We start from the raw sequence: 20,848 nt of genomic DNA on the forward strand, positions 1-20,848 counted from the left end.
GAACAGGCTCAGCCAGCCCTGGCCGGGTGACGGCGCTGCCACCGGCGTGCCGAACAGGGCCCGATGGTGCCCGCGGCCGCGAGCTCCACCCACACCGCCCCCGGCGCTCTCGGCATGACCGCCCGCCCAAGGACGTAGGCCAGCGCGATGTTGGTGGCGGTGATCGGATTCTCGGGGCCGAGGCTGACACCGCCGGCCAGTCCCACGACGACGGCGAGCAGGATGCCGGGCAGCATCCGGACCGGCAGCGGTGGATCGACCAGGCCCATGGTGGCCGGGTCGGGCCCGGCGTGGCCGGGGAACTTCCAGGCCAACGTCCCGACGGCTATTCCGGTGGCCGTCAGGACCGCCAACGTCCACCACCAGGACGTGGCGGCGAACCCGGCCTGGCGGGGCAGCGTGTCCCAGAGCCAGTCCTGGAGGCCCTCGGAGACGTAGCTGACGGCCAGCAGCACCAGGCTCGCGCCGACGCCGATGAGCAGGGCGGGCAGTACCAGGGGGAACAGGGCCCGGCTGGGCAGTGGGGCGGCGGGGCGTGCGGTCTCGGTCGCCATGCCCCCTCCGCCTCAGCCCTCTGCCGCGCGGGTCGGCGGCTGTCGACCATGCTGCGCGAAGGCGCTCGGGCGCGTCCTGCGGGGCTGGGCGAGACGGGTGACCCGGGGCGGGTCCGTGGCGGCGGAGCTACGCCGCTTCGGCGACCTCGCCGCGCACGGCGGCAGCCCACTGCAGCAGCAGGACTTCGTACTCCTCAGCAGGCCAGGCGCTGCCGTCCGCGCGCGAGTCGACCAGGGCGCGGATTGCCTCGTTCGCGTCGGTCAAAGGCCGCACGGAACCAGAGGGCGGGGGTGAGCGGTACATGCGATAAGACTACGGTCCGGCACTGACAGTGAGCACCAGGACGAGAGTGCGATTGCCCACCCACTAGGCTGGGCCGGTGGGGCGCCGAGCGGCGGTGTCCGACCCGCACCAGGAGATCGCACCTTGTCCGAGCAGCACGTTCATCCGCAATCCGGCCCCGAACCCGGGCCCGAACCCGGGCCCGAGCCCGGCCCCGGTCTGCGCGCCGACTGTGGTGCCTGCTTCGGACTGTGTTGTGTCGCACTCGCCTTCACCGCCTCCGCGGACTTCGCGATCGACAAGGACGTCGGGCAGCCGTGCCCCAGCCTCCGGGCGGACTTCCGCTGCGGCATCCATACGCGTCTGCGGCCGGAGGGTTTCCGGGGCTGCACGGTGTACGACTGCTTCGGCGCGGGCCAGCGCATCTCCCAGGTGACCTTCGCGGGGCGGGACTGGCGGCAGGCTCCGGACAGCGCGCAGCAGATGTTCGCCCTCCTACCGGTCGTGCGCCAGCTCCACGAACTGCTCTGGTACCTGACCGAGGCGCTGGAACTGGAGCCGGCCCGCGCGCTGCGCCCCGACCTGCGCACTGCGCTCGGCGTCGTCGAGCGGCGCGCGCAGGGCAGCCCCGACGAGCTGCTGGCACTCGATGTGGCGGCGTACCGCCGGGACGTCAACGGCCTTCTGCTGCGTACGAGCGAACTGGTACGGGCCTCAATCCCGGGAAGCGGCGGCAAGAAGGACCGCAGGGGCGCCGACCTCATCGGGGCGGACCTCAGGGGCGCTGATCTGCGGGGGGCCGACTTCAGAGGCGCCTACCTGATCGCGGCCGACCTGACGCGCGCGGACCTGCGGGTGGCCGACCTGATCGGCGCCGACCTGCGGGACGCCAACCTGTCCGGCGCCGATCTCACGGGGAGTTTCTTCCTCACCCAGGCGCAGCTGAACGCGGCGAAGGGCGACGCCGGCACCAGGCTTCCGCCCGCGCTGACGCGCCCTTCGCACTGGTGAGCCGCGTGGATCAGTGCGTGGATCAGTGCCCGGACTCGCCCGCGTGCGGGCTCAGGGTGTCCGTGCCGATCAGGATGAACAGCGCGATGCCGAGCAGAATCCGGTAGATCACGAACGGCATGAAGCTCTTCGTCGTAATGAACTTCATGAACCAGGCGATGACGGCGTATCCGACGACGAACGCGATGAGTGTCGCGAAGACCGTCGGTCCCCAGGAGACATGTCCTTCGGCCGCGTCCTTGAGCTCGTAGGCTCCGGACGCCAGCACTGCGGGGATGGCGAGCAGGAAGGAGTAGCGCGCCGCCGCCTCACGGGTGTAGCCCATGAGCAGGCCGCCGCTGATGGTCGCGCCCGAGCGGGAGACGCCGGGGATCAGCGCCATGGCCTGGCAGAGGCCGAAGATCAGACCGTCCCTGACGCCCAGTTCCCTGAGCGTTTTGCGCTCCCTGATCGCGCGGTGCTTTCCGCCGGCCTCGTCACGCGCCGCTAGACGGTCGGCGATGCCGAGCACGATGCCCATCACGATCAGTGTGGTGGCGATCAGCCGCAGATCCCGGAACGGTCCCTCGATCTGGTCCTTGAGGGTGATGCCGAGCACGCCGATGGGGATCGAGCCAATGATGACCAGCCAGCCCATCTGGGCGTCGTGGTCGCCGCGCATCGACCGGTCACGGAGCGAACGGAACCAAGCCGAAACGATCCGGACGATGTCCTTGCGGAAGTAGATGAGGACGGCCGCCTCGGTGCCGATCTGGGTGATCGCCGTGAAGGCCGCCCCTGGGTCCTGCCAGCCGGCGAAAGCCGCTGTGAGCCGCAGGTGGGCGCTCGACGAGATCGGCAGAAACTCGGTGAGCCCCTGGACGAGTCCGAGGATGAATGATTCGAACCAACTCATGGGGCCAGTGCCGTCCCGGATGTGATTGTGCAGCAGCGTGCATGCCGTCTGGTCAGTGGGTGCGAGCGTATCGTCCGCGCCGATCAGCGCTGCCGGAAGCCCCCGGTTGTTGCCGTCGCACGAGGCCGGACCGCTGCTACGCGCCGCGCAGGCGGTGGCGTTTGCGCCAGGCGACGACCGCGCCGCACAGGCCGGGCACGGCGATGAACCCCATCGCGATCAGGAACGCCGGAGAGGTGGGGGAGGCGGCGCTGCTGCCCGCGACGACGTACGCCGCCGTGTTCGGCACGCAGCCGATGCCCGTCGCCAGCAGGAACGGCAGCCACCCCATCCGGGACACCGCGGCGCAGTAGTTGGCGGCGGCGAACGGCACACCCGGGAACAGCCGGATGGCCAGCATCGTGCGGAACCCGTGACGGCTCAGCTGCCCGTCCGCAGCGAGCAGCGCCCGCCCGCGCAGCAGTGGGCGCAGCGCGTCCTGGCCGAGCATCCGGCCGAGTCCGAACGAGATGCCGGCGCCGAGGACCGTGCCTGCGACGGCGGCCGCGAGCCCCGCCTGGGAGCCGAACAGCGCCCCCGCCGCCAGGTTGACAATCGGCCTGGGCACGAACGCCGCGGTGCACAGCCCGTACGCGACACCGAAGAGCACCACTGCCCCCGCGCCGCTCAGCTGCGGGGGCCAGCCGTCCCGCAGCAGCTGCTGCGGCTCGAAGATGAGCATCGTCGTCACCCCGGCGGCCAGCACCACCAGGAGCAGCGACAGCCGGGACCAGGGGGAGAGCAGTGCCCTCGTGCAGCGGACGGTGAAACCGGCGGGTGCGGGGGCGGTCTCGAGCATCCGGGGAGACTAACCGACAATCGGGTGTGATCGCCGTAATCTGCGTCGCATGGCCGTCGCACGGCCGTCGTAGCGCGGAGCGGTGAAGGCCGGGCCCTGAAGAACCTCCTACCAGCTCAACTCCCCTGCGGAGCAGAGCTGAACGGGAAAACCATTCGACGCGCCCCCGCCGGTGAGCCAGGATCGGCGTCATGCCCAGGTACGCCTTCCTCGCAGCGCCGTCCGCAGTCGCGGACGCGCCGAAGGCTGCCGCGTTCACTGCAGCGGCCGCAGTCGCAGCCGCTGCCGCAGCGCCCTTCGGCGGCGCCCGAAGCTGACCCTTCCCGGATCGTCCGGCGGACCCCACAGGGGGAGGGTCGGCAAGGCCCAGGGGTCCCCTTCACGTCACGCTTCGACCTTCCGAGGAAGATCACCATGCCCAAGACGGCATACGTGCGCACCAAGCCGCACCTGAACATCGGCACCATGGGCCACGTCGACCACGGCAAGACCACCCTGACCGCCGCCATCACCAAGGTCCTGAGCGAGCGCGGAAGCAGCACGTTCGTGCCGTTCGACCGCATCGACCGGGCCCCCGAGGAGGCGCAGCGCGGCATCACCATCAACATCGCGCACGTCGAGTACGAGACCGACACCCGCCACTACGCGCATGTCGACATGCCGGGCCACGCCGACTACATCAAGAACATGGTCACCGGAGCGGCGCAGCTCGACGGGGCGATCCTCGTCGTGTCCGCGCTCGACGGAATCATGCCGCAGACCGCCGAGCACGTCCTGCTGGCCCGTCAGGTCGGCGTCGATCACATCGTCGTCGCGCTCAACAAGGCCGACGCGGGTGACCAGGAGCTCACGGATCTCGTCGAGCTGGAGGTGCGTGAGCTGCTGTCGGCGCACGGGTACGGCGGCGACGCGGCGCCCGTCGTACGGGTGTCCGGGCTGCGTGCGCTGGAGGGCGACCCGCGCTGGAGCGCCGCGATCGAGGCGCTGCTGGACGCGGTGGACACGTACGTCCCCGTCCCTGAGCGCTACACGGACGCGCCGTTCCTGATGTCCGTCGAGAACGTGCTGACGATCACCGGGCGCGGCACGGTCGTCACCGGCGCCGTCGAGCGCGGCACGATCCGGGTCGGCGACCGGGTCGACGTGCTGGGCGCGGACGGTGGTCCGCAGGCCAGCACCGTGACCGGCCTGGAGACGTTCGGGAAGCCGATGGAGTCCGCCGAGGCGGGGGACAACGTCGCGCTGCTGCTGCGTGGCATGCCGCGCGACGCGGTGCGCCGCGGCCATGTGGTGGCGGAGCCGGGCAGCGTCACGCCCAGCCGCCGTTTCACGGCACAGGTGTACGTGCTGTCGACGCGGGAGGGAGGCCGTTCGACGCCGGTCACCAGTGGTTACCGGCCGCAGTTCTACATCCGTACCGCGGATGTCGTCGGCGACATCGACCTGGGCGAGACGGCAGTCGCCCGCCCCGGCGACACGGTCACCCTCACCGTCGAGCTGGGCCGTGAGGTGCCGCTGGAGCCGGGACTCGGCTTCGCGATCCGCGAGGGCGGGCGCACGGTCGGCGCCGGCACGGTCACCGGGCTCGTCGACTGAAGCGCTCGTCGACCGAAGCGCGGCCCGCCTCCCCGGCACACCCCTGGGAGGCGGGCCGTCGCCGTGGTCCGGGTGGGGTGCCCCGGCCGCGCACAATGGTGGGGTGGACGAGCCGATACCCGTGATCCGGGACGTGGACTGGGGCACCGCCAGGCTGATGCCCGACGTGGACCGGCCGCGGGCCTGGCTGCTCACGGTGGACGGCGCACCCCAGTCGTACGTCGACCTGGACGATCCGGCGCACCTGGAGTTCGAGTACGCGCGCCGGCTCGCCCACGTCGTCGACTGCGCGGCCGACGCGGGGGAGCCCCTCGACGTACTGCACCTCGGTGGCGGAGGGATGTCGCTGCCCCGCTACACCGCCACGACCAGGCCCGGTTCGCGCCAGGAGGTGGTGGAGGCGGACCGGGGGCTGCTGGCGCTGGTCGCCGAGCACCTCCCGGTGGGCGAGGGATGCGGGATCCGGGTGCACGGCGCGGATGCGCGCCAGTGGCTGGACAGCGCCCCGGAGGGGTCCGCCGATGTCGTCGTCGCGGACGTCTTCGGGGGTTCACGGGTGCCCGCACATCTGACCTCGGTGGAGTACGCGCGCGGGGCGGCCCGAGTCCTGCGCCCCAGTGGCGTCTACGCCGCCAACCTCGCGGACGGGGCGCCGTTCGTCTTCCTCCGCTCGCAACTGGCCACCTTCCGGGCGGCCTTCGCGGATGTCGTCCTCATCGCCGAGCCGGGGGTGCTTCGTGGCCGTCGCTTCGGCAACGCCGTGCTGATCGCCTCCCACCGGGGCGTCGACACGGCCGCCCTGGCCCGGCGGACCGCGGCGGACGCGTTCCCCGCCCGGGTGGAGAGCGGTCCCTCACTGCTGCGCTTCATCGCGGGCGCGGCTGCCGTCACCGACGCCGACGCCGTGGCGTCACCCGAGCCGCCCGGAGGGTCCTTCAGCGTCGGCTGACACGGCGAGGGCCGCCTCGGTGTGGGCCGCTTGCGACGTGAGGGGGCCGGGCGACGTGACGGGGTCGGGCGAACGCCGGGTCAGATTCCTCACGTCGGGCACGAACAGCACCGCGGCCGTGACGAGGACCACCAGGGCAGCGCAGCCCCACAGCGCCTCCTGGCGTCCCACAAGGCTCTCGACCGGCCCGGCGACGGCGGTCGCCAGCGGCAGCATCGCCACCGAACCGAACCAGTCGTACGCCGATACCCGCGAGAACTTCTCCTCGGGGATCTCCTGGTGCAGCGCGGTCATCCAGGACACGCCGAACACCTCGATCGCCACCCCGCTGAAGAACATCACCGCCGCGAGTCCGGCCAGCGGCAGCGGAACGGCGAGCGCCGCGGAGGGCAGGGCGAGCGGAAAGACGCACAGCGTGCCTGCGAGCAGCAGACGCCGGGGCTTCCACCGCATCATGATGAACGCCCCGCCGACCGTGCCGACTCCGAACGCCGCCAGTGCCAGGCCCCAGGGCGCGGCGCCGCCCAGCTCGTCCCTGGCCACCAGGGGCCCGTACACCGACTCGGCCGCTCCGACGACGGCGACGACCACCGAGAACTGCGCCACGATGCTCCACAGCCAGGGCCGGCCGATGAACTCGTCCCAGCCCTCGCGCAGATCGGACAGCAGCCCGCCGCCGGGAAGCCGTGGCGCGATGTGGCTCACCTGGAGGAAGGCGCGAAGCGATCCTGCGACGGCGAACGCGGCGGCGTCGATCGCCAGGACCCAGCCGGGGCCGACCGCCGCGATCAGCGCGCCGCCCAGTGCCGCGCCGCCGATCGCCGCTCCGTGCATGGCCATCCGGAAGAGGGCGAAGGCGCGGTTGGCCTGCGCGCCGTTGACGCTGGACAGCAGCATGCCCTCGGCTGCAGGGTTGAAGAAGGCCTGTCCGGTGCCGCACAGAGCCGTCAGGAGCATCATCTGCCACAGCTGGGGGTCCCCAGCCAATACCAGGAAGGCGAAGGCCCCCTGGGAGACGCAGTTGAGGGAGTTGGCGGCGACCATCACCCGGTGCCGCGGCAGCCGGTCAGCGATCGCGCCGCCGATCAGCAGGAACAAGACCAGCGGCAGTGTGCGCGCCGCGGCCACCAGACCCACGTCCCCGCCGTCGCCGCCCGACTGCAGCACCGCGAACGCCGCCGCGATCAGCGCACCGTGGCTGCCCAGGTTCGTCACGATCGCGGCGGCGGTCAGCAGCACGTAGTTGCGGCCCGCCCAGTCGGGGCGGCGGACTCGGCGGGGAGCGGCGGGAGAAGTCACGTCCGGACTATCGCTGCCGTCGCCCGTCATCGCCAAACCGGTCGGGCGGCAGATTCGGTCAGGAGCCGGCCAGCCGGACCGTGCCGAGGATCTTGCGGATCGTGGCGTCCGGCAGCTCCCCCTCGACGCCCTTGGCGGTGTAGAGATTCCAGACGGCGAAGTCGCCGCTGGCGTTCTTGAAGGCGAAGGCGATCGACTTTCCGTCGGTGTCGCACTTGTTCTTCTTGGTGACGCCCGTGACGGTGGCCGCGGCGACGCTGCCCCTGAGCCCGGAGGCGGAGGTGAACGGTTTCGCCTTGGAGATCTTGAACGTGCCGGTCTGCTTCTGGTCGTACGCGGCGTAGAGCCACTGGCCCGCCACGTTCTCGGCCTCGGTGCCGGCGTCGCCGGCGCCGTTCGCGCCCCGGCTGCCGACCGCCGCCAGCTTGTACTCCTCCTCGCTGCCGTTGTCGTCGGAGTCGTCACGGCACCAGGTGCTCTTGAAATACGCCGGCGACGACATCCCGATGAGGAGCTTCCCCGGGTTCTTCGAGTCCTCGTAACTGATCGTCACGCCGGGCTTCTCCACCTCCCACTCGGCGGGTACGTCGAAGCGGGTGCCGTGCTTCGGGTTGGTCACGACCTTCCAGCCCGGGATGGTCGGCTTCGCCTTCTCCGTCGAGCCCCCGCGCGGATTCTCGGGAGCCGAGGCGGGCGCGGACGGCTCCTTCGGAGTGTCCTCGGGGGCGGAGGACACCGAAGGACTCGGCTTGTCGCCCGCCACGGGGGAGCCGCCCTTGTCGTCCTTGCCCAGGACAACCACGCCGGTGATCACGCCGGCCGCGACCACGGCGCTGGCCGCGACGATCGCGACGACGGTGGTCTTCTTCCCGTTGCGGTCCGGTGGCTGGGGTCCACCGGGATGCGGGGGAGGCGCAGGGGGTGCGGGAGGCACCGGCGCCCCGTACTGCTGAGCGTGCGGCTGCTGGTACGGGTTGGCCTGCTGGTGCGGGTTGGCCTGCTGATAGGGGTTGTCCTGATGATAATCCGGCTGCCGGTACGGATTCTGGTTCGGGTCTTGCGGGTTCTGCTCGCCCCCGGGCGGCTGCTGTCCTGGCCACATGGCCGGTAACGATAGAGGTGCGTGTCCGCGGGCGCCATGTCCACCCCTCTCCGGGATGGCCAGGCTGTCTACTCGTGGGTAACATCGCTGGTCATGAGCGCAGACCAGTTGTCCGTCGGCGAGATGCTCGTCGCGACCGTTCCCATGGCCCGTACCCTCAACCTCGAATTCCTGGAGACCACCGCGGAGCGCGCGGTAGTCCGCCTGCCGGACCAGGCGGACTACCACAACCACGTGGGCGGCCCGCACGCCGGAGCGATGTTCACGCTCGCCGAGTCGGCGAGCGGCGCGATCGTCATCGCCGCCTTCGGCGACCAGCTCTCGCGTGCGGTGCCGCTCGCAGTCAAGGCCGAGATCGGCTACAAGAAGCTCGCGATGGGCGTGGTCACCGCGACCGCGACCCTCGGCCGCCCGGTGGCGGACGTGGTCGCCGAGCTCGACGCCGGGCAGCGCCCGGAATTCCCCGTCGAGATCTCCCTCCAGCGCGCGGACGGGGCCGTGACCGGCGAGATGACCGTGGTGTGGACGCTGCGACCCAGCGGCTGACGAACTCGGCCCTGCCGGGGCGGGTAGGCTGCCCGCCGTGTGCCGCGGCGGCGCACGGCGGGCAGCCGCGCATCTTTCGAGGAACAGGAACCGGCCTTGCACATCACGGAGTGGCTCGAGACCATCCCGGCGATCAGCATCTACCTCCTGGTGGGCATCGTCATCGGACTGGAAAGTCTGGGCATTCCGCTGCCGGGGGAGATCGTCCTCGTCAGCTCGGCCCTGCTCGCCTCCCAGCACGGCGACATCGACCCGTACGTCCTCGGGGCATGCGCGTCGGCGGGCGCCGTCATCGGGGACTCGATCGGTTACGCGATCGGGCGCAAGGGCGGCAGGCCGCTGCTGGCCAAGCTCGGCCGCAAGTTCCCCAAGCACTTCAGCGAGGCCAACATCGCGATGGCCGAGCGGTCTTTCGAGAAGTGGGGTGTGTGGGCGGTCTTCTTCGGCCGCTTCGTGGCGCTGCTGCGGATCTTCGCCGGGCCGCTCGCGGGCGTACTGCGCATGCCCTACTGGAAGTTCCTGCTCGCCAACGTGTTCGGCGGCATTCTGTGGGCGGGCGGCACCGTCGCCGTCATCTACTCGGTGGGCGTGGTCGCCGAGGCGTGGCTCAAGCGCTTCTCATGGCTGGGCCTGGTGCTCGCCGTGCTGTTCGGCCTCACGTCGATGCTCGTACTCAAGAACCGCGCCAAGAACGCGGCGGCGCAGGCAGAGGAGCGCGCCCTGGACGACGGCGCCGGCCGGCCGCAGACGTCTGCGGCGGAAGCGGCCTCTGCCTCGGAAGCAGCCTCTGCCCCGGAAGCGGTTTCCGCACCCGAGAAGACTCTCGCGTCGGACAAGGCCGCAGCGACCGTCGACTGACAGCGGCCCCGGCCATGACCCGGCGGCAGGACGCTATTCGACGCGCGCTTTGGCGAGGGCGAGGGAGGCGACCGGCTGCAGGGCGCCGTGGAGGTGGACCAGGCTGTCGCCGTGCGTGCCCAACCGTGCGTGGTCGACGGCGCCGACGACCAGATGGTGGTCCCCGAGCCTGATCTGGTCGTACCGGGAGCAGACCAGCCAGGACAGGCAGCCGTCGAGGAGGGGGACACCGTGCGGTCCGGTGCGCCAGCGGGTGGGCGGGGCGAACCGGTCGATGCCCGGCGTGGCGAAGCGCCTGGCCACGTCCACCTGGTCCCCGGCCAGGATTTGGATCCCGAACCACTGGTTGTCCTTGATCCGACTCCAGGTGGAGGAGGTGTCGGCCAGGGCGAAGGAGACCAGCGCGGGTTCGGTGCTGATCGAGGTCAGCGACGTGACGGTCACTCCGGCGGGGCCGGCCGAGTCGGTGGCGGTGAGTACCGCCACCCCCGAGGCGAAAGGCCTCAGAGCGGTGCGCAGGGCCGTCCCTTCGACGGTCACGGCCGACTGGTTCGCCGATCGGAACGGCGGCGTGGACACAGGCCCGGGCACGGGCGTGGGGACAGGCGTGGACACCGGCGCGGACACAGGGGAGTGCATGTCATTCCCCCACGTGGTTCGCGTGGATGCGGACGGGCCGCAGCGCGATCGCCGCGGCCACGGCGACGGCCAGGAGGATCGCCGAACCGGTGAGCACCGCGACCTGCAACCCGTCGGTGAACGCCTCGATGCTGCCCCGCCTGAGCACTGTGGCGGCAGGTTCCGGCAGCGTCTTGGCGACTTCCACCGCCGCCTGGAGCGTGCCGCGGATCGCCCCACCGGCCTCGGCGGGCAGCTGCGCGGGGATGACGTCTTCCACCTCGCGCCGGTACACCGTCAGCGCGATACTCCCGAGCATCGCGATACCGATGGCGCCGCCGAACTCGTTGCTGGTCTCCGACATCGCCGACGCCGACCCCGCCCTCTCCGGTGGTGCGGTCGCGACCACGACGTCGGTGGCCAGCAGCACGACCATGCCCACCCCGGAGGTCATGATGCTGCCCCCGACGACGATGACGGCCAGCCCGCCGTCCGCCGTCACCAGGCTCATCACCGCGAAGCCCACGGCGGCGACGGTCAGTCCGGTGCACACGATGAACACGGGCCGCACCCGCTTGGCCAGCACGCCCGCCACCGTGAGGCCGAGAAACAGCGTGGCGATGGCGGGCAGCTGCCACATGGACGCGACCAACGGGCGCAGCCCCAGCACCGACAGCGCGTACTGCGAACTGAGCATCATCATGCCGAGCATCGCGAACTGCACCACCGTGGTGGTGACGATGGCGGTGCTGAACGCCCGGTCACGGAAGAGCTTGGTGTCGATGAGCGGGTCCCGCGAGCGGCGCTGCCGCTGGACGAACAGCACACCGATCGCCACACCGGCGGCGACCGACGCGACCGACTTCCAGTCGAGGTGACCCTCGGCGAACCTTTTGGCTCCGTAGACCACCGGCAGCACCGCCGCCAGCGACAGAGCCGCGCTGAACAAGTCGAACCGTTCCGGGCTGGGACTGCGGAACTCCGGCAGCAGGACGGGGCCCAGCGCGAGCACCAGCAGCATGATCGGCACGTTGATGAGGAACACCGACCCCCACCAGAAGTACTCCAGCAGCACACCCGCGGTGATCGGGCCGAGCATCGCGCCGGCGGCGAACCCGGCGGTCCACAGGCCGATCGCCGCGCGGCGCTGACCCTCGTCGTGGAACATGTTCCGGATCAGCGACAGGGTCGAAGGCGCCAGAGTGGCGCCGGCTACTCCCAACAGGGCCCGGCTGGCGATGAGCAGCTCAGGGCTGCTGGAGTAGGCCGCGAGGACCGACGCGACGCCGAACCCGGCCGCACCGAACAGCAGGAGCCTGCGCCGTCCGATCCGGTCGCCCAGCGCCCCCATGGTGATCAGCAGGCCCGCGAGCAGGAATCCGTAGATGTCCATCACCCACAACACCTCGGAAGTGCTGGGGGCCAGGTCGGCCGAGACGAAAGGCACCGCGTAGAACAGCACGCTGATGTCCATCGCCACAAGGACGCAGCACAGCACGATCACCACCAGGCCGAGCCACTCCTCGTACGTGGCCCTGCCCGCTGTGGCGCCGGTGCTCTGCGCGGACGGTGCGCCCGGGGTCCCGGTCACCGCAGTCCGCCGCCGGTGATCGCCGAAGCGGCTGCGGGCGACGGCGACGCCGCGCACGTCGTGCCGGCCGCGGGCGTCCGCCCGGTCACCAGGTACTCGGCCTCGTGGCCGCGCGCGCAGGACGAGTTGAGGATGCCGGTGTGACCGTCGCCCTCAACGGTGAGCAGCCGGCTGCCGTCGATCTTCGCCGCGAGTCCGCGCGCCCACTTGTGGGGAGTGGCCGGGTCGAAGCGGGTGTTGACCAGCAGGATCGGCGGTGCGCCGTGGACCGACACCGGGGCGGGCGGGTTCGCGGCAGGTACCGGCCAGCCCGCACAGCCGCTGGTCCAGTCCCAGAACTCCGAATAGCGCCAGGTGTGCGGGGCGACCGACCGCAAGCGGGCGGACTGCACCGCCATGTCGAGGAATCCATGGGTGTTCGGCGCGAAGTCGTGGCAGCCCACGGTCCGGTAGGCCTTGTACTCCGGCTGCAGGAACGACGCGGTGGAGACCAGGCCGGCGGCGTCGGCGTCCCCGGCCAGGCCCGCGGCGGCGGCGAGCGCACCGGCCAGCGAAGGCCACGCCGACGGCTGCGTCAAGAAGGTGTACGCGCCGTTGGCGAGTTCCTCCGCCGTGACCTCCCGCCCGAGGCTGGACGCGGGGATGCCCGAGGTGCGCGCCGCCGTCATGACGGCGTCGTACGTCGCGATCACATCGGCCTCACGCAGCACACACCCCGCGTCGCCGCGGCACCAGTCGGCGAAGCGCCGCAGCGCCTGCTCGGTGGCGCGGGCCTCGTCGAGCGCGGCCACCCGGGCCGGGCGGCTGTGGTCGACGACTCCGTCGAGCACCATCGTCCGCACCCGGTCCGGGTGGCGCTGGGCGTAGAGCGAGCCGATCTCCGTGCCGTAGGACAGGCCCAGCCAGGAGATTTTCTTCGCACCCAGTGCCTTGCGCAGCGCTTCGACATCGGAGACGACGCTCGCGGTGTCTACGTGGTCGATCAGTGGGCCGGTTGCCTCCCGGCATGCCGTGCCCGCCTTCTTGTTGAGCCGGCGGAGTCGCTCGAAGGCTGCCGGGGTCCGCGGGAACGTACTGACGGCGGGGTCGTGCAGCGGCTCCGGGCAGGTGATCGGCGAGCTCTGGCCAACACCGCGCGGGTCGAACCCGATCAGGTCGAAGCGCTGGCGCAACGGTGCGAACTCGGGGGCGGCGGAGAGCAGGTCGCTGTAGGCCACCGCTGCCATGCCGGAGCCGCCGGGGCCGCCCGGGTTGAACAGCAGCGGGCCGATCCGGTTCGCCCGGTCCAGTGCGGGCAGCATCGACAGGGCCAGGGTGATCTTCTGCCCGTTCGGCTTCGCCCAGTCCAGCGGCACCTCCACGGCGGCGCACTGGGCGCCGGTCACCGAGCCCTCACCGCAGTCGGCCCAGTCGATCTCCGCCACCGGGGCGGTTCTCTCCTCCTGGGCCTGGGCCGCCGGGGGCAGGATCATGGCGAGGACCACGGCGCTGCAGGCGGCCACCAGCCCCCGGACGCGGCGAGAGAACCGCGCGCGATGTTCCGACATGTCAGATTCCTTACTGGTTGGTCAGGGTGTCCTGGCGACCACGGCGATCAGTGAGCTGCCGGCAGGCGCGGGCAGCCGGCGGGTGAGCCAGTGATCGATGCGGCTCAGCCGGTACATCAGCTGGTTGACGGGCGTGACCGGCGGCCGCACGAAATGGCTGTGCTCCGAAGCCGCCGCCTTGAAGAACAGCCGGCGCAGGAACAGAGGCAGGACCGTCCAGGCGTAGTAGTAGCGCACTTCGAGCACCCTGAGCCCGGCGGATTCCAGCGCCGTACGCAAGGACTCCCGGGTGTAGCGGCGGAAGTGGCCGCTGAGTTCGTCGAACTCGCTCCACAACGCCATGAGCGCGGGGACGGTGATGACACCGCGCCCGTCCGGGCCGAGCAGGGACGCGATGCGGCGCAGCGCGGCGCCCTGGTCATCGATGTGTTCGAGTACGTCGAGCATCAGCACCAGGTCGTGGTCCGCGCCGCGCGGGCGTCCCTGGACGAAGTCCGCGACCTCGATCCGGTCGCGGACCGGCGAATCGGGTGCCACGAGCACCCGGTCCGGCTCGATCCCCTCGACGTCGCCGAAGGGTTCGAGCCGCCGCCAGATGAACCCGTCGCCGCAGCCGACGTCGAGGACCTTCGCTCGTCGGCCGCCCCACCGGCCGTGTTTGCCGACGTAGTGCAGCACCTGGTGCTCGCGGGCGCGCCACCACCAGTGCGTGCGGTAGATCTCGCCGTAGACACCGCTGTACGCGGCGTCCATGAGGGTCGAGTCCCCTGCTGTGCCGGCCGCCGTCTCTGCGTGGCCGTGACGTGACGGTTCCACCCTGTTCACACCTACTCCGTGGGTCAATGCCGGGAAGCTTGGCTTGATCATCTCGTGTGGCTGTCGGGCTCCGCGGTGGTCGGCGGGGTTGTGTCGAGTGGGATGATTTCGATCCCGTATCCGGTGATTTTTGTGCTGCGGCTGGCCGGCCCGGCGGGTTTCGAGGGGAAGATGGAGCTGGGGCGTTTCACGGTCCGGGGGCAGACCCGCAGGCGTCGCTCGGCCGATCGCAGGTTCGCCAGCAGCGACGTGGTCATCTCGGCGAGGTGGGTGCCGATCCGCGCCGTGGTGCGGATCACGGTGTCCCGGGCGACGGTCAGGGCGACAGTGAAGGAGAGCCGGTCGGCATCGAGCCCGTGGCCGGCGGCGGTGGAACTGATCGTGCGGCGGATCGCCTGGTGGGTGACGAGATACGCCCAGATCTCCTGGTTGACCAGCGCGGGTGTCTTCGATCTCAGGACGGCGCGTGCCCCGCGCTGAGTGATCTTCAAGTCCCGGAATTCGAGCTCGGATTCCCACCGCTGGGAATACAGTGCGGCCAGTTCACCGGCGGGGAAGGCCGCAGGGTCGAGCAAGGTGGTGATGAGCCGGTAGGGCTCATGGCGTCGTGACCCGTCGGCGGCCTCGATGACGACCACCATCTCGATCACCCGGATCCGTACCGACCGGGGCCGCCCCGCCAGGGCTTTCGTGATGTTCTTGTGCGCGTGCCGGGTCGCGAGCCAGGAGCCGTCGGGCAGGACCTCGTCGGGGACCAGCCGCACCGCCGCCGAGATCCGCCACAACAGATCCGCCCCGCCGGCGGCGGCATCGACCCACAGCAGCCAGCCCGGGAATCCCCGGTCGGCCAGGACCAGCATCCCGGGGCGCATCCGGTCCAGCAGGCGCCGTGTCAGGTCCTGCTCACAGACCCGGCGGATGTCGAACGCCACCCCGAGCAGCGCCCGGGTCCCGCACTCGATCAGCGCGACCAGGCGGACCTGGGGGAACGCGGCGATCCGCCGCTGATTGCGGGTCCGGCCGAACACCGCGTTCACCGCGGTGTCGGCGACCTCGAGAAACGTGCCGTCCACCGAGGCCAGCCGAAGCCCCCGCCAGAACACCCCCGGCATCGCGACCGTGCCGACCGGCCCGGCGATCCGCTCGAACAGTAACCGGAACGGCTCCGGGCCCAGCGTGACGCGGCGCTGCCGCAGCGCCGAGGAGGAGACCAGCTGGCCCCGCGCGGCCAGCCGCGCCGTCCCACCGGCCAGCTTCGACAGCACCGACCGGTAGCCGTCTCTCGGGAACAGCGTCAACGCGAGCACGAAGAACACACACGTCACCGCGCAGAGTTTGCCGTCACTACGCCGGTCCCCGCGGCCGGAAGCCGCCAGCACATCCGTGACCATCCGCCGTGTCACAACCTGGCGCAACACACCCAGCTGCCCCGTCTGTCCCGCGCTCGCACGCGACGACCCCTCTATGCCAGACTCCCCAGACAACGAAGCTCCTGTTCCGAACAAGTCGATCGTGGTAGATCGCTCGTTCTACAGGAGCTTCGCTGCATCCAGCGCCCGCACACGAGATGATCAAGCCAAGCTTCCCGGCATTGCTCCGTGGGTTGTGCCGGGCCGCCCGCGCGGGAGGCCACGTGGTGGCGTTCGAGTTCGCGTTCGGCGCCACGCAGCGAGACGATCTCCTCGAAGCTCGGCATCACCGGCTCGTCCTCACCGCCGACCAGACTGCGGGTCACGTCCATCAGTAGTGCCTTGAGCGCCACCGGGTTGCGCAGCAGCGCGTGCCCGGAGACCGCGACCTGGATGACATTGCGCTGGTCGAGGTTGGCCGCGTCGAACGCGGCGCGCACGTCGGCGATGTCCACCCAGTCGTCATCGGCGGCGACGAAGTTGCGCACCGGGATGTTGAGCACCGACAGCGCGTCGATCGTGGCGGACAGTTCCCACCAGTCGACGACCCTGGTCTCCTTGACGATCGGGCTCGGGTCCACGGCGTGCTTGTCGATGTGAACCCGGGCGGGGAGCGTGTCCACGTCCCAGTCCAGGTAGTCGACGTCAAGAACCTTGAGCAGGGTCTGCCTGCCGTTGACCACCCCGAGCATCAACGCGATGTTGTCCGTGCACTTCTTGGTGGCCGCGAACTGCAGCACCGGCAGGGCCGCCAGGCTGGTGGCGACCATCGAGACCGACTCCACCCCCTCACGGGTGCGTACGGTGTCGACCACCGACGTGAGAGCCTCCATCAGCTCGGTGATGGAGTAGTCGGTGATCTCGCCGTCGCTGATCCCGACATGGTCCAGCGCGTCGAACCGGTACACCGTGGCGCCGTTGTACACCAGCATCAGGGCGAGCACCCCGGAGCTGCGCATCCGCTGGCCGAAGCCCGGCGCCATGACGACGACCGGCCCCGGAGTGTCACCGGCCGGCGGGCCGTCCCGCCACACCGCTACGGTCCGGCCGTCCTTTGTCGTCACGTCGAAACACTCTGTCGACATGTCTCCCCCTCCTTCGATCCGTTGTTGGGCTGTCCTGCTCGTCAGACGGTCCGCACCGTTTCGGCCAGGCGCAGGGCGCAGCCGTGGTGACTGGACGTCCGCATTCTGCGGTGGATCTCGACCGTGGTGCCGCCCCGCCCGCAGGGGCAGGCATCGGTCTCGGCGGATCCGAAGTCCTCCGCCAGCAGGAAGCACGGGTAGCTGCGGGCTGTCGGGTCCAGGTAGGACATCAGGCCGGCCTGTCCGGCCGGCACCGGAGACAGGTCGCGCGGGTCGCGCACGATCACCTCGACCCACGGCGGCACGTGCTTGCGGTGGTGCTCGCACTCGATGAACGCGGTGTTCAGCTCCACCTGGTTGAACACGTCGCGCACCTGCGACGCCGATGCCAGGCCGAAGGTGTCCACCGCGAGCGACCGCAACTGTGCCGGGTCGAGCCTGGTGGACTCGTCCTTCTTCCAGCCGCCGCCGGTGATGACCGCCATCCGGTCACCCGCGGACAACTTGACGCTGTTGTCGGCCATGTGCCGCAGCAGCTCCGCCACGAACACCGGAGGACCCGCGACGCACACGAACCGGCCGTCGGCCAGCGAGGTCTCCAGGTCGCGTACGACATCCCCGAGGCGCAGCACCCCGTCGCCGACATACGAGCGAGTGGAGGCGAACATCTCGACCAGCGTCATGATGTAGCTGATCCACACGCCGTCCGCCTCGCGCCGGTTCGGCCCGAGGTGCGCCATTTCGCCGTCGTCGTCCAGATCGATGTCGCCGTAGAGATCACGCCAGATGTCCCCCTCGGGACGCAGCGAGCCGGCCAGCCGCTCCAACGACGGTTCGTCCCGCCACACCATGCTCCGAGTGCCGCTGGTGCCACTCGACTTGAACACGTCGCAGTCCGCCGCGGGCACGCTGCGCACCTCCACCCGCTTGAACATCCGGGTCGGGAACTGCGGCACCCGCAGCAGGCCCGCGGGGTCGTCGAGGTCGGCGAGGGTGAACCCGCCCGCCTCGGCGAACCTGCGGTAGTCCGCGTTGTGCTCCAGATGGTGTGCCACCGCGGCGGTGATCAACCGGTGGCGCAGCGCGGCCTGGTCCGCACTCGCCATCGCCCACCAGTCGTCGTCCTCGAAGATGAGACGGTCGAGTTCGGCGAACTCCGTGCCGGTCAGTACGCTGGACGGCCGGGTGCCGGCACCGGTCGGGGCGCTCACGACTCGGTTCCGCTCGGCTTCCAGCCGATACGCGGCAGCACTTCCTCGGCGAACATGTTCATGTTCTCCAGGATCCGGTCGCGGTTGAGGGTCGCCTCCACCCCGAGCTGGAAGTTGCGCACCCCGGTGACCTCCATGGTGCGGCCGATGCGGTCCACACACTCCTCCACGCTGCCCACGATGCTGTTCTCCAGCATGTAGTTGGTGAAGTCCGCGTTGGTGCGGTCGCCGCGCAGCGCGGCGGCCTGCCACTCGCCGTACTGGAAGCGGTAGTTCGGCAGCTTCTGCAGCTGCTCCATGGTGAACGCGGCGTCGTCGTGCTCCTGCTCCCACCAGCACATGTGCTTCCAGATCTCGTCCTGCGCCTTCTGGGTGGTCTCGGCGACGTGAGCGACGGTGCACAGGGCGTGCGGCACCGTGGTCGGGTCGATGCCGTGGCTCTCCGCGGTCTCGTTGTAGAGGTCGATGATCGAGCGCATCGCCTCGTACGCGCCGATGGCCGGCATGATCAGCGGAATCCCGCGCGACGCGGCCCACTCGATGGTGGAGGGGGACTGGCCCACGCCGTACATCGGCGGGTGCGGCTTGGTGAACTGGGTGGGGAACGGTGTCACGTCCGGCAGGGTGATCTCCTGGCCGTCCCACTTGGCGCTCCCGGTCTCCCAGATGCTGCGGATGACGTCGACGTACTCGGTCTGCAGGACGTGCGACTTGGCCGGGTCCACCCCGAAGGCCTCGAAGTCCTTCGGGAAGTAACCGCGGCCCACGCCCAGGATGAACCGGCCGTGGCTGAGCTGGTCGAGCATGTTGGTCTGCTCGGCGATGCGGATCGGGTGGTCCAGCGGCAGGATGACCACCGCGGTGCCGACCTTGATCTGCTTGGTCGCGCCCAGTACGTAACCCGCCATGGTGAGCGTGTTCGGGCACAGGCCGTAGCGGGTGAAGTGGTGCTCGAGCAGCCAGGCCGACTGGTAGCCGATCTTGTCGGCCTCGACGGCGAAGTCCATCGAGTAGTCGAAGACCTCGGTCTCCGACCAGTGGTCGGGGTGTGCCGTCGTGAGCATCACGCCTACGTCCATCAGATCTCTCCTGTGTGTGGTGCGGCTGTGTGTGGTGCGGCTGTGTGTGGTGCGGGGGTGTGTGGTGCGGTGGGGAAACGTGGCGGTCGGTGGCAGGGCCGTCACATGAGCAGGTCGCGCAGGCGGCGGTGTTCGAGGAACTCGGACTGGTCGATGGGCACGACCATTCCCTTGCCGTAGTTGAGCCTCGGGGCCTCGACCGAGACCATCCGGGTCATCATCTGCAGCGGCTGGAGGCCGTCGTGCGAGCCGCCGAGCCGGAAGAACGGCGACAGACCGGCCTCGACGAACCGGCACGCGCCGCGCCGGGCCAGCTCGTCGCGCAGTTGCTCGTGCAGCGACCACGGGGCCAGGCCGATGGTCTGCACGCTCGGGTCGACCCACTGCGACACCTCGGCCAGGTTCGGCACCGGATGCACGAACACCGTCCGGGCGCTGGGCAGTTCGGTGACGGTGGAAGGGTCGGTGATCAGGATCGATCCCCAGGAGCCGGTGCGCACGCGCTGTCCGAGGAACTGCTGGGCGGCGACTTCCATCGATGCCTGCGCGGCCTCGTCGGCGGTGACCGAGGTGCGCGGCAGCATCTCCTCGTAGCGCACCAGCTCGACCTGCAGCCGGTCGGCGAACTCCTCGGGGTCGGCGTCGGTGAACACCTGGTGGGTCGAGAAGCAGGCGCGCTGCTCGTACATCGACGCGTCGTGCGCGATGCCGCGGGCCGCCCTCGCCATGTCGGCGTCCTTGCCCACGACGGTAAGACTGCGCCGGGGGCCGTACGGTACGACGATTGCTTCCGGCGAGCAGTTCCGGTATGCCGCCTGCACCGCCTCCGCGCCGCCCCACGCGCAGATCACATCGGCGGAGCCGAGCATGCGCCGGCCCAGTTCGCTGTCCCGCTCCCAGAAGACCGCGCTGACGGACCTCGTCACCGGGTGGCCGGGGTCGATGTCGGTGAAGCTCTGGGCCAGCGCGACCGCGGTTGCGGGCTCGCCGGCGGCGTACTTGAGCACCGAGGTGTTCTTGGTCAGCAGCGCGCGGACCAGCGAGACCGTGGTCGAGTACGGGACGTTGCCGGGCAGGATGTGCACACTGCTGCCACGCGGGTAGGCGCGCACCTCCGCGTCCTCACGGGGGATCCAGCGGTCCATGATCTGCCGGTGACCGAGCTCCACGGCCACCATGTCGTGCAGTTGGGCGTGCGCCCGCAGCGTCGCCGAGATCAGGTCGGCCTCGGCGTCGGCCATCTGCTGGGAGTAGCCGTGCATCCGCTTCAGTTCGCGGACGTAGAGCCTGCGGCGCGCGTACTCCTCGTTGTTCCACAGGTGCCCGATCCGGTTGAGGTAGGCGACGATCTCCTGCAGCGGGGTCTCGGCGAGGTCGGTCGGCGGGTTCTCCAGCCGGTCGACGAGCGCCGGGGTCAGCCGCGGGACCGCGGCCTTCGCCCCGTTCGGGAACTCCAGGACGCGGGGGTCGTCGTCGGGCTCGACGCGCTCACCCCACACCATGAACGGGTGGGTCTTCACCTTCGACGGCGCCGGCAGCACCACGTGACCGGTCACGACGG

The 20,848-nt window shown here is 70.5% G+C and carries 21 protein-coding genes; 6 read left to right on the plus strand and 15 right to left on the minus strand.

Annotation, left to right across the window (positions count from 1 at the left end; all coding sequences use genetic code 11):
- Positions 1-8: 8 nt before the first annotated feature.
- Complete coding sequence (locus ACU6WZ_RS26335; protein WP_447030667.1) at positions 9-554, minus strand: voltage-gated chloride channel family protein; 546 nt, start codon at positions 552-554, stop codon at positions 9-11.
- A 127-nt stretch (positions 555-681) separates the two neighbouring features.
- Positions 682-819 carry a hypothetical protein gene (locus ACU6WZ_RS26340; protein WP_447030668.1) on the minus strand — a complete coding sequence of 46 codons (138 nt, stop codon included), beginning with the start codon at positions 817-819 and terminating at the stop codon, positions 682-684.
- A 162-nt stretch (positions 820-981) separates the two neighbouring features.
- Here ACU6WZ_RS26340 and ACU6WZ_RS26345 point away from each other — a divergent pair, with 162 nt between their 5' ends.
- The gene (locus tag ACU6WZ_RS26345; protein WP_447030669.1) at positions 982-1,848 is read left to right on the plus strand and encodes a pentapeptide repeat-containing protein; all 867 of its coding nucleotides are present in this window, start codon (positions 982-984) and stop codon (positions 1,846-1,848) included.
- A gap of 22 nt (positions 1,849-1,870) precedes the next feature.
- On the opposite strand, the gene ACU6WZ_RS26350 is transcribed toward ACU6WZ_RS26345, so the two are convergent.
- Both ACU6WZ_RS26350 and ACU6WZ_RS26355 read right to left on the minus strand, forming a co-directional pair.
- Positions 1,871-2,743, minus strand: a complete 873-nt coding sequence (locus ACU6WZ_RS26350) for an undecaprenyl-diphosphate phosphatase (protein ID WP_447030670.1) — start codon at positions 2,741-2,743, stop codon at positions 1,871-1,873.
- A gap of 136 nt (positions 2,744-2,879) precedes the next feature.
- On the minus strand, positions 2,880-3,581 hold the full coding sequence (locus tag ACU6WZ_RS26355) for a TVP38/TMEM64 family protein (RefSeq protein ID WP_447030671.1): 702 nt from the start codon (positions 3,579-3,581) through the stop codon (positions 2,880-2,882).
- 191 nt (positions 3,582-3,772) lie between these two features.
- Here ACU6WZ_RS26355 and ACU6WZ_RS26360 point away from each other — a divergent pair, with 191 nt between their 5' ends.
- The 3 genes from ACU6WZ_RS26360 (at position 3,773) to ACU6WZ_RS26370 (ending at position 6,126) form a co-directional block, all read left to right on the plus strand.
- The gene (locus ACU6WZ_RS26360; RefSeq protein ID WP_447030672.1) at positions 3,773-3,898 is read left to right on the plus strand and encodes a hypothetical protein; all 126 of its coding nucleotides are present in this window, start codon (positions 3,773-3,775) and stop codon (positions 3,896-3,898) included.
- A gap of 97 nt (positions 3,899-3,995) precedes the next feature.
- Entirely contained in the window at positions 3,996-5,177 is a 1,182-nt protein-coding gene (gene tuf / locus ACU6WZ_RS26365; protein WP_447030673.1) for an elongation factor Tu, read from the plus strand.
- 103 nt (positions 5,178-5,280) lie between these two features.
- Complete coding sequence (locus ACU6WZ_RS26370; protein WP_447030674.1) at positions 5,281-6,126, plus strand: spermidine synthase; 846 nt, start codon at positions 5,281-5,283, stop codon at positions 6,124-6,126.
- Here ACU6WZ_RS26370 and ACU6WZ_RS26375 read toward each other — a convergent pair.
- Both ACU6WZ_RS26375 and ACU6WZ_RS26380 read right to left on the minus strand, forming a co-directional pair.
- Positions 6,088-7,425 carry an MFS transporter gene (locus ACU6WZ_RS26375; protein ID WP_447030675.1) on the minus strand — a complete coding sequence of 446 codons (1,338 nt, stop codon included), beginning with the start codon at positions 7,423-7,425 and terminating at the stop codon, positions 6,088-6,090. The two genes, ACU6WZ_RS26370 and ACU6WZ_RS26375, sit on opposite strands and share 39 nt — an antisense overlap.
- A gap of 58 nt (positions 7,426-7,483) precedes the next feature.
- Positions 7,484-8,527, minus strand: coding sequence for a DUF8017 domain-containing protein (locus ACU6WZ_RS26380; protein WP_447030676.1), 1,044 nt, complete (start codon positions 8,525-8,527; stop codon positions 7,484-7,486).
- Positions 8,528-8,620: 93 nt separating this feature from the next.
- Between ACU6WZ_RS26380 and ACU6WZ_RS26385 the strand changes: the two genes are divergently transcribed.
- The gene (locus tag ACU6WZ_RS26385) at positions 8,621-9,073 is read left to right on the plus strand and encodes a DUF4442 domain-containing protein (protein WP_447030677.1); all 453 of its coding nucleotides are present in this window, start codon (positions 8,621-8,623) and stop codon (positions 9,071-9,073) included.
- 96 nt (positions 9,074-9,169) lie between these two features.
- Positions 9,170-9,931 (plus strand): DedA family protein, encoded by a 762-nt coding sequence (locus ACU6WZ_RS26390; protein WP_447030678.1) that lies wholly within the window; start codon positions 9,170-9,172, stop codon positions 9,929-9,931.
- Positions 9,932-9,964: 33 nt separating this feature from the next.
- On the opposite strand, the gene ACU6WZ_RS26395 is transcribed toward ACU6WZ_RS26390, so the two are convergent.
- The 9 genes from ACU6WZ_RS26395 to ACU6WZ_RS26435 all read right to left on the minus strand — a co-directional run bounded on the left by ACU6WZ_RS26395 (position 9,965) and on the right by ACU6WZ_RS26435 (position 20,843).
- Positions 9,965-10,471 (minus strand): flavin reductase family protein, encoded by a 507-nt coding sequence (locus ACU6WZ_RS26395; RefSeq protein WP_447030679.1) that lies wholly within the window; start codon positions 10,469-10,471, stop codon positions 9,965-9,967.
- A gap of 100 nt (positions 10,472-10,571) precedes the next feature.
- Positions 10,572-12,140 carry an MFS transporter gene (locus ACU6WZ_RS26400; protein WP_447030680.1) on the minus strand — a complete coding sequence of 523 codons (1,569 nt, stop codon included), beginning with the start codon at positions 12,138-12,140 and terminating at the stop codon, positions 10,572-10,574.
- Complete coding sequence (locus tag ACU6WZ_RS26405) at positions 12,137-13,687, minus strand: alpha/beta hydrolase (protein WP_447030681.1); 1,551 nt, start codon at positions 13,685-13,687, stop codon at positions 12,137-12,139. The genes ACU6WZ_RS26400 and ACU6WZ_RS26405 overlap by 4 nt, the downstream gene beginning before the upstream one ends.
- A gap of 21 nt (positions 13,688-13,708) precedes the next feature.
- The gene (locus ACU6WZ_RS26410; protein ID WP_447030682.1) at positions 13,709-14,512 is read right to left on the minus strand and encodes a class I SAM-dependent methyltransferase; all 804 of its coding nucleotides are present in this window, start codon (positions 14,510-14,512) and stop codon (positions 13,709-13,711) included.
- Between the two features lie 38 nt (positions 14,513-14,550).
- Positions 14,551-15,894 carry an IS4 family transposase gene (locus ACU6WZ_RS26415; RefSeq protein ID WP_447028847.1) on the minus strand — a complete coding sequence of 448 codons (1,344 nt, stop codon included), beginning with the start codon at positions 15,892-15,894 and terminating at the stop codon, positions 14,551-14,553.
- Between the two features lie 71 nt (positions 15,895-15,965).
- On the minus strand, positions 15,966-16,997 hold the full coding sequence (locus ACU6WZ_RS26420) for an alpha/beta hydrolase family protein (RefSeq protein WP_447030683.1): 1,032 nt from the start codon (positions 16,995-16,997) through the stop codon (positions 15,966-15,968).
- A gap of 41 nt (positions 16,998-17,038) precedes the next feature.
- Entirely contained in the window at positions 17,039-18,208 is a 1,170-nt protein-coding gene (locus ACU6WZ_RS26425; protein WP_447030684.1) for a LuxE/PaaK family acyltransferase, read from the minus strand.
- Positions 18,205-19,287, minus strand: coding sequence for an LLM class flavin-dependent oxidoreductase (locus ACU6WZ_RS26430; RefSeq protein ID WP_447030685.1), 1,083 nt, complete (start codon positions 19,285-19,287; stop codon positions 18,205-18,207). The genes ACU6WZ_RS26425 and ACU6WZ_RS26430 overlap by 4 nt, the downstream gene beginning before the upstream one ends.
- A 101-nt stretch (positions 19,288-19,388) precedes the next feature.
- Positions 19,389-20,843 carry an aldehyde dehydrogenase family protein gene (locus ACU6WZ_RS26435; RefSeq protein ID WP_447030686.1) on the minus strand — a complete coding sequence of 485 codons (1,455 nt, stop codon included), beginning with the start codon at positions 20,841-20,843 and terminating at the stop codon, positions 19,389-19,391.
- Positions 20,844-20,848: the final 5 nt, after the last annotated feature.

It is taken from the genome of Streptomyces hypolithicus (assembly GCF_052934925.1).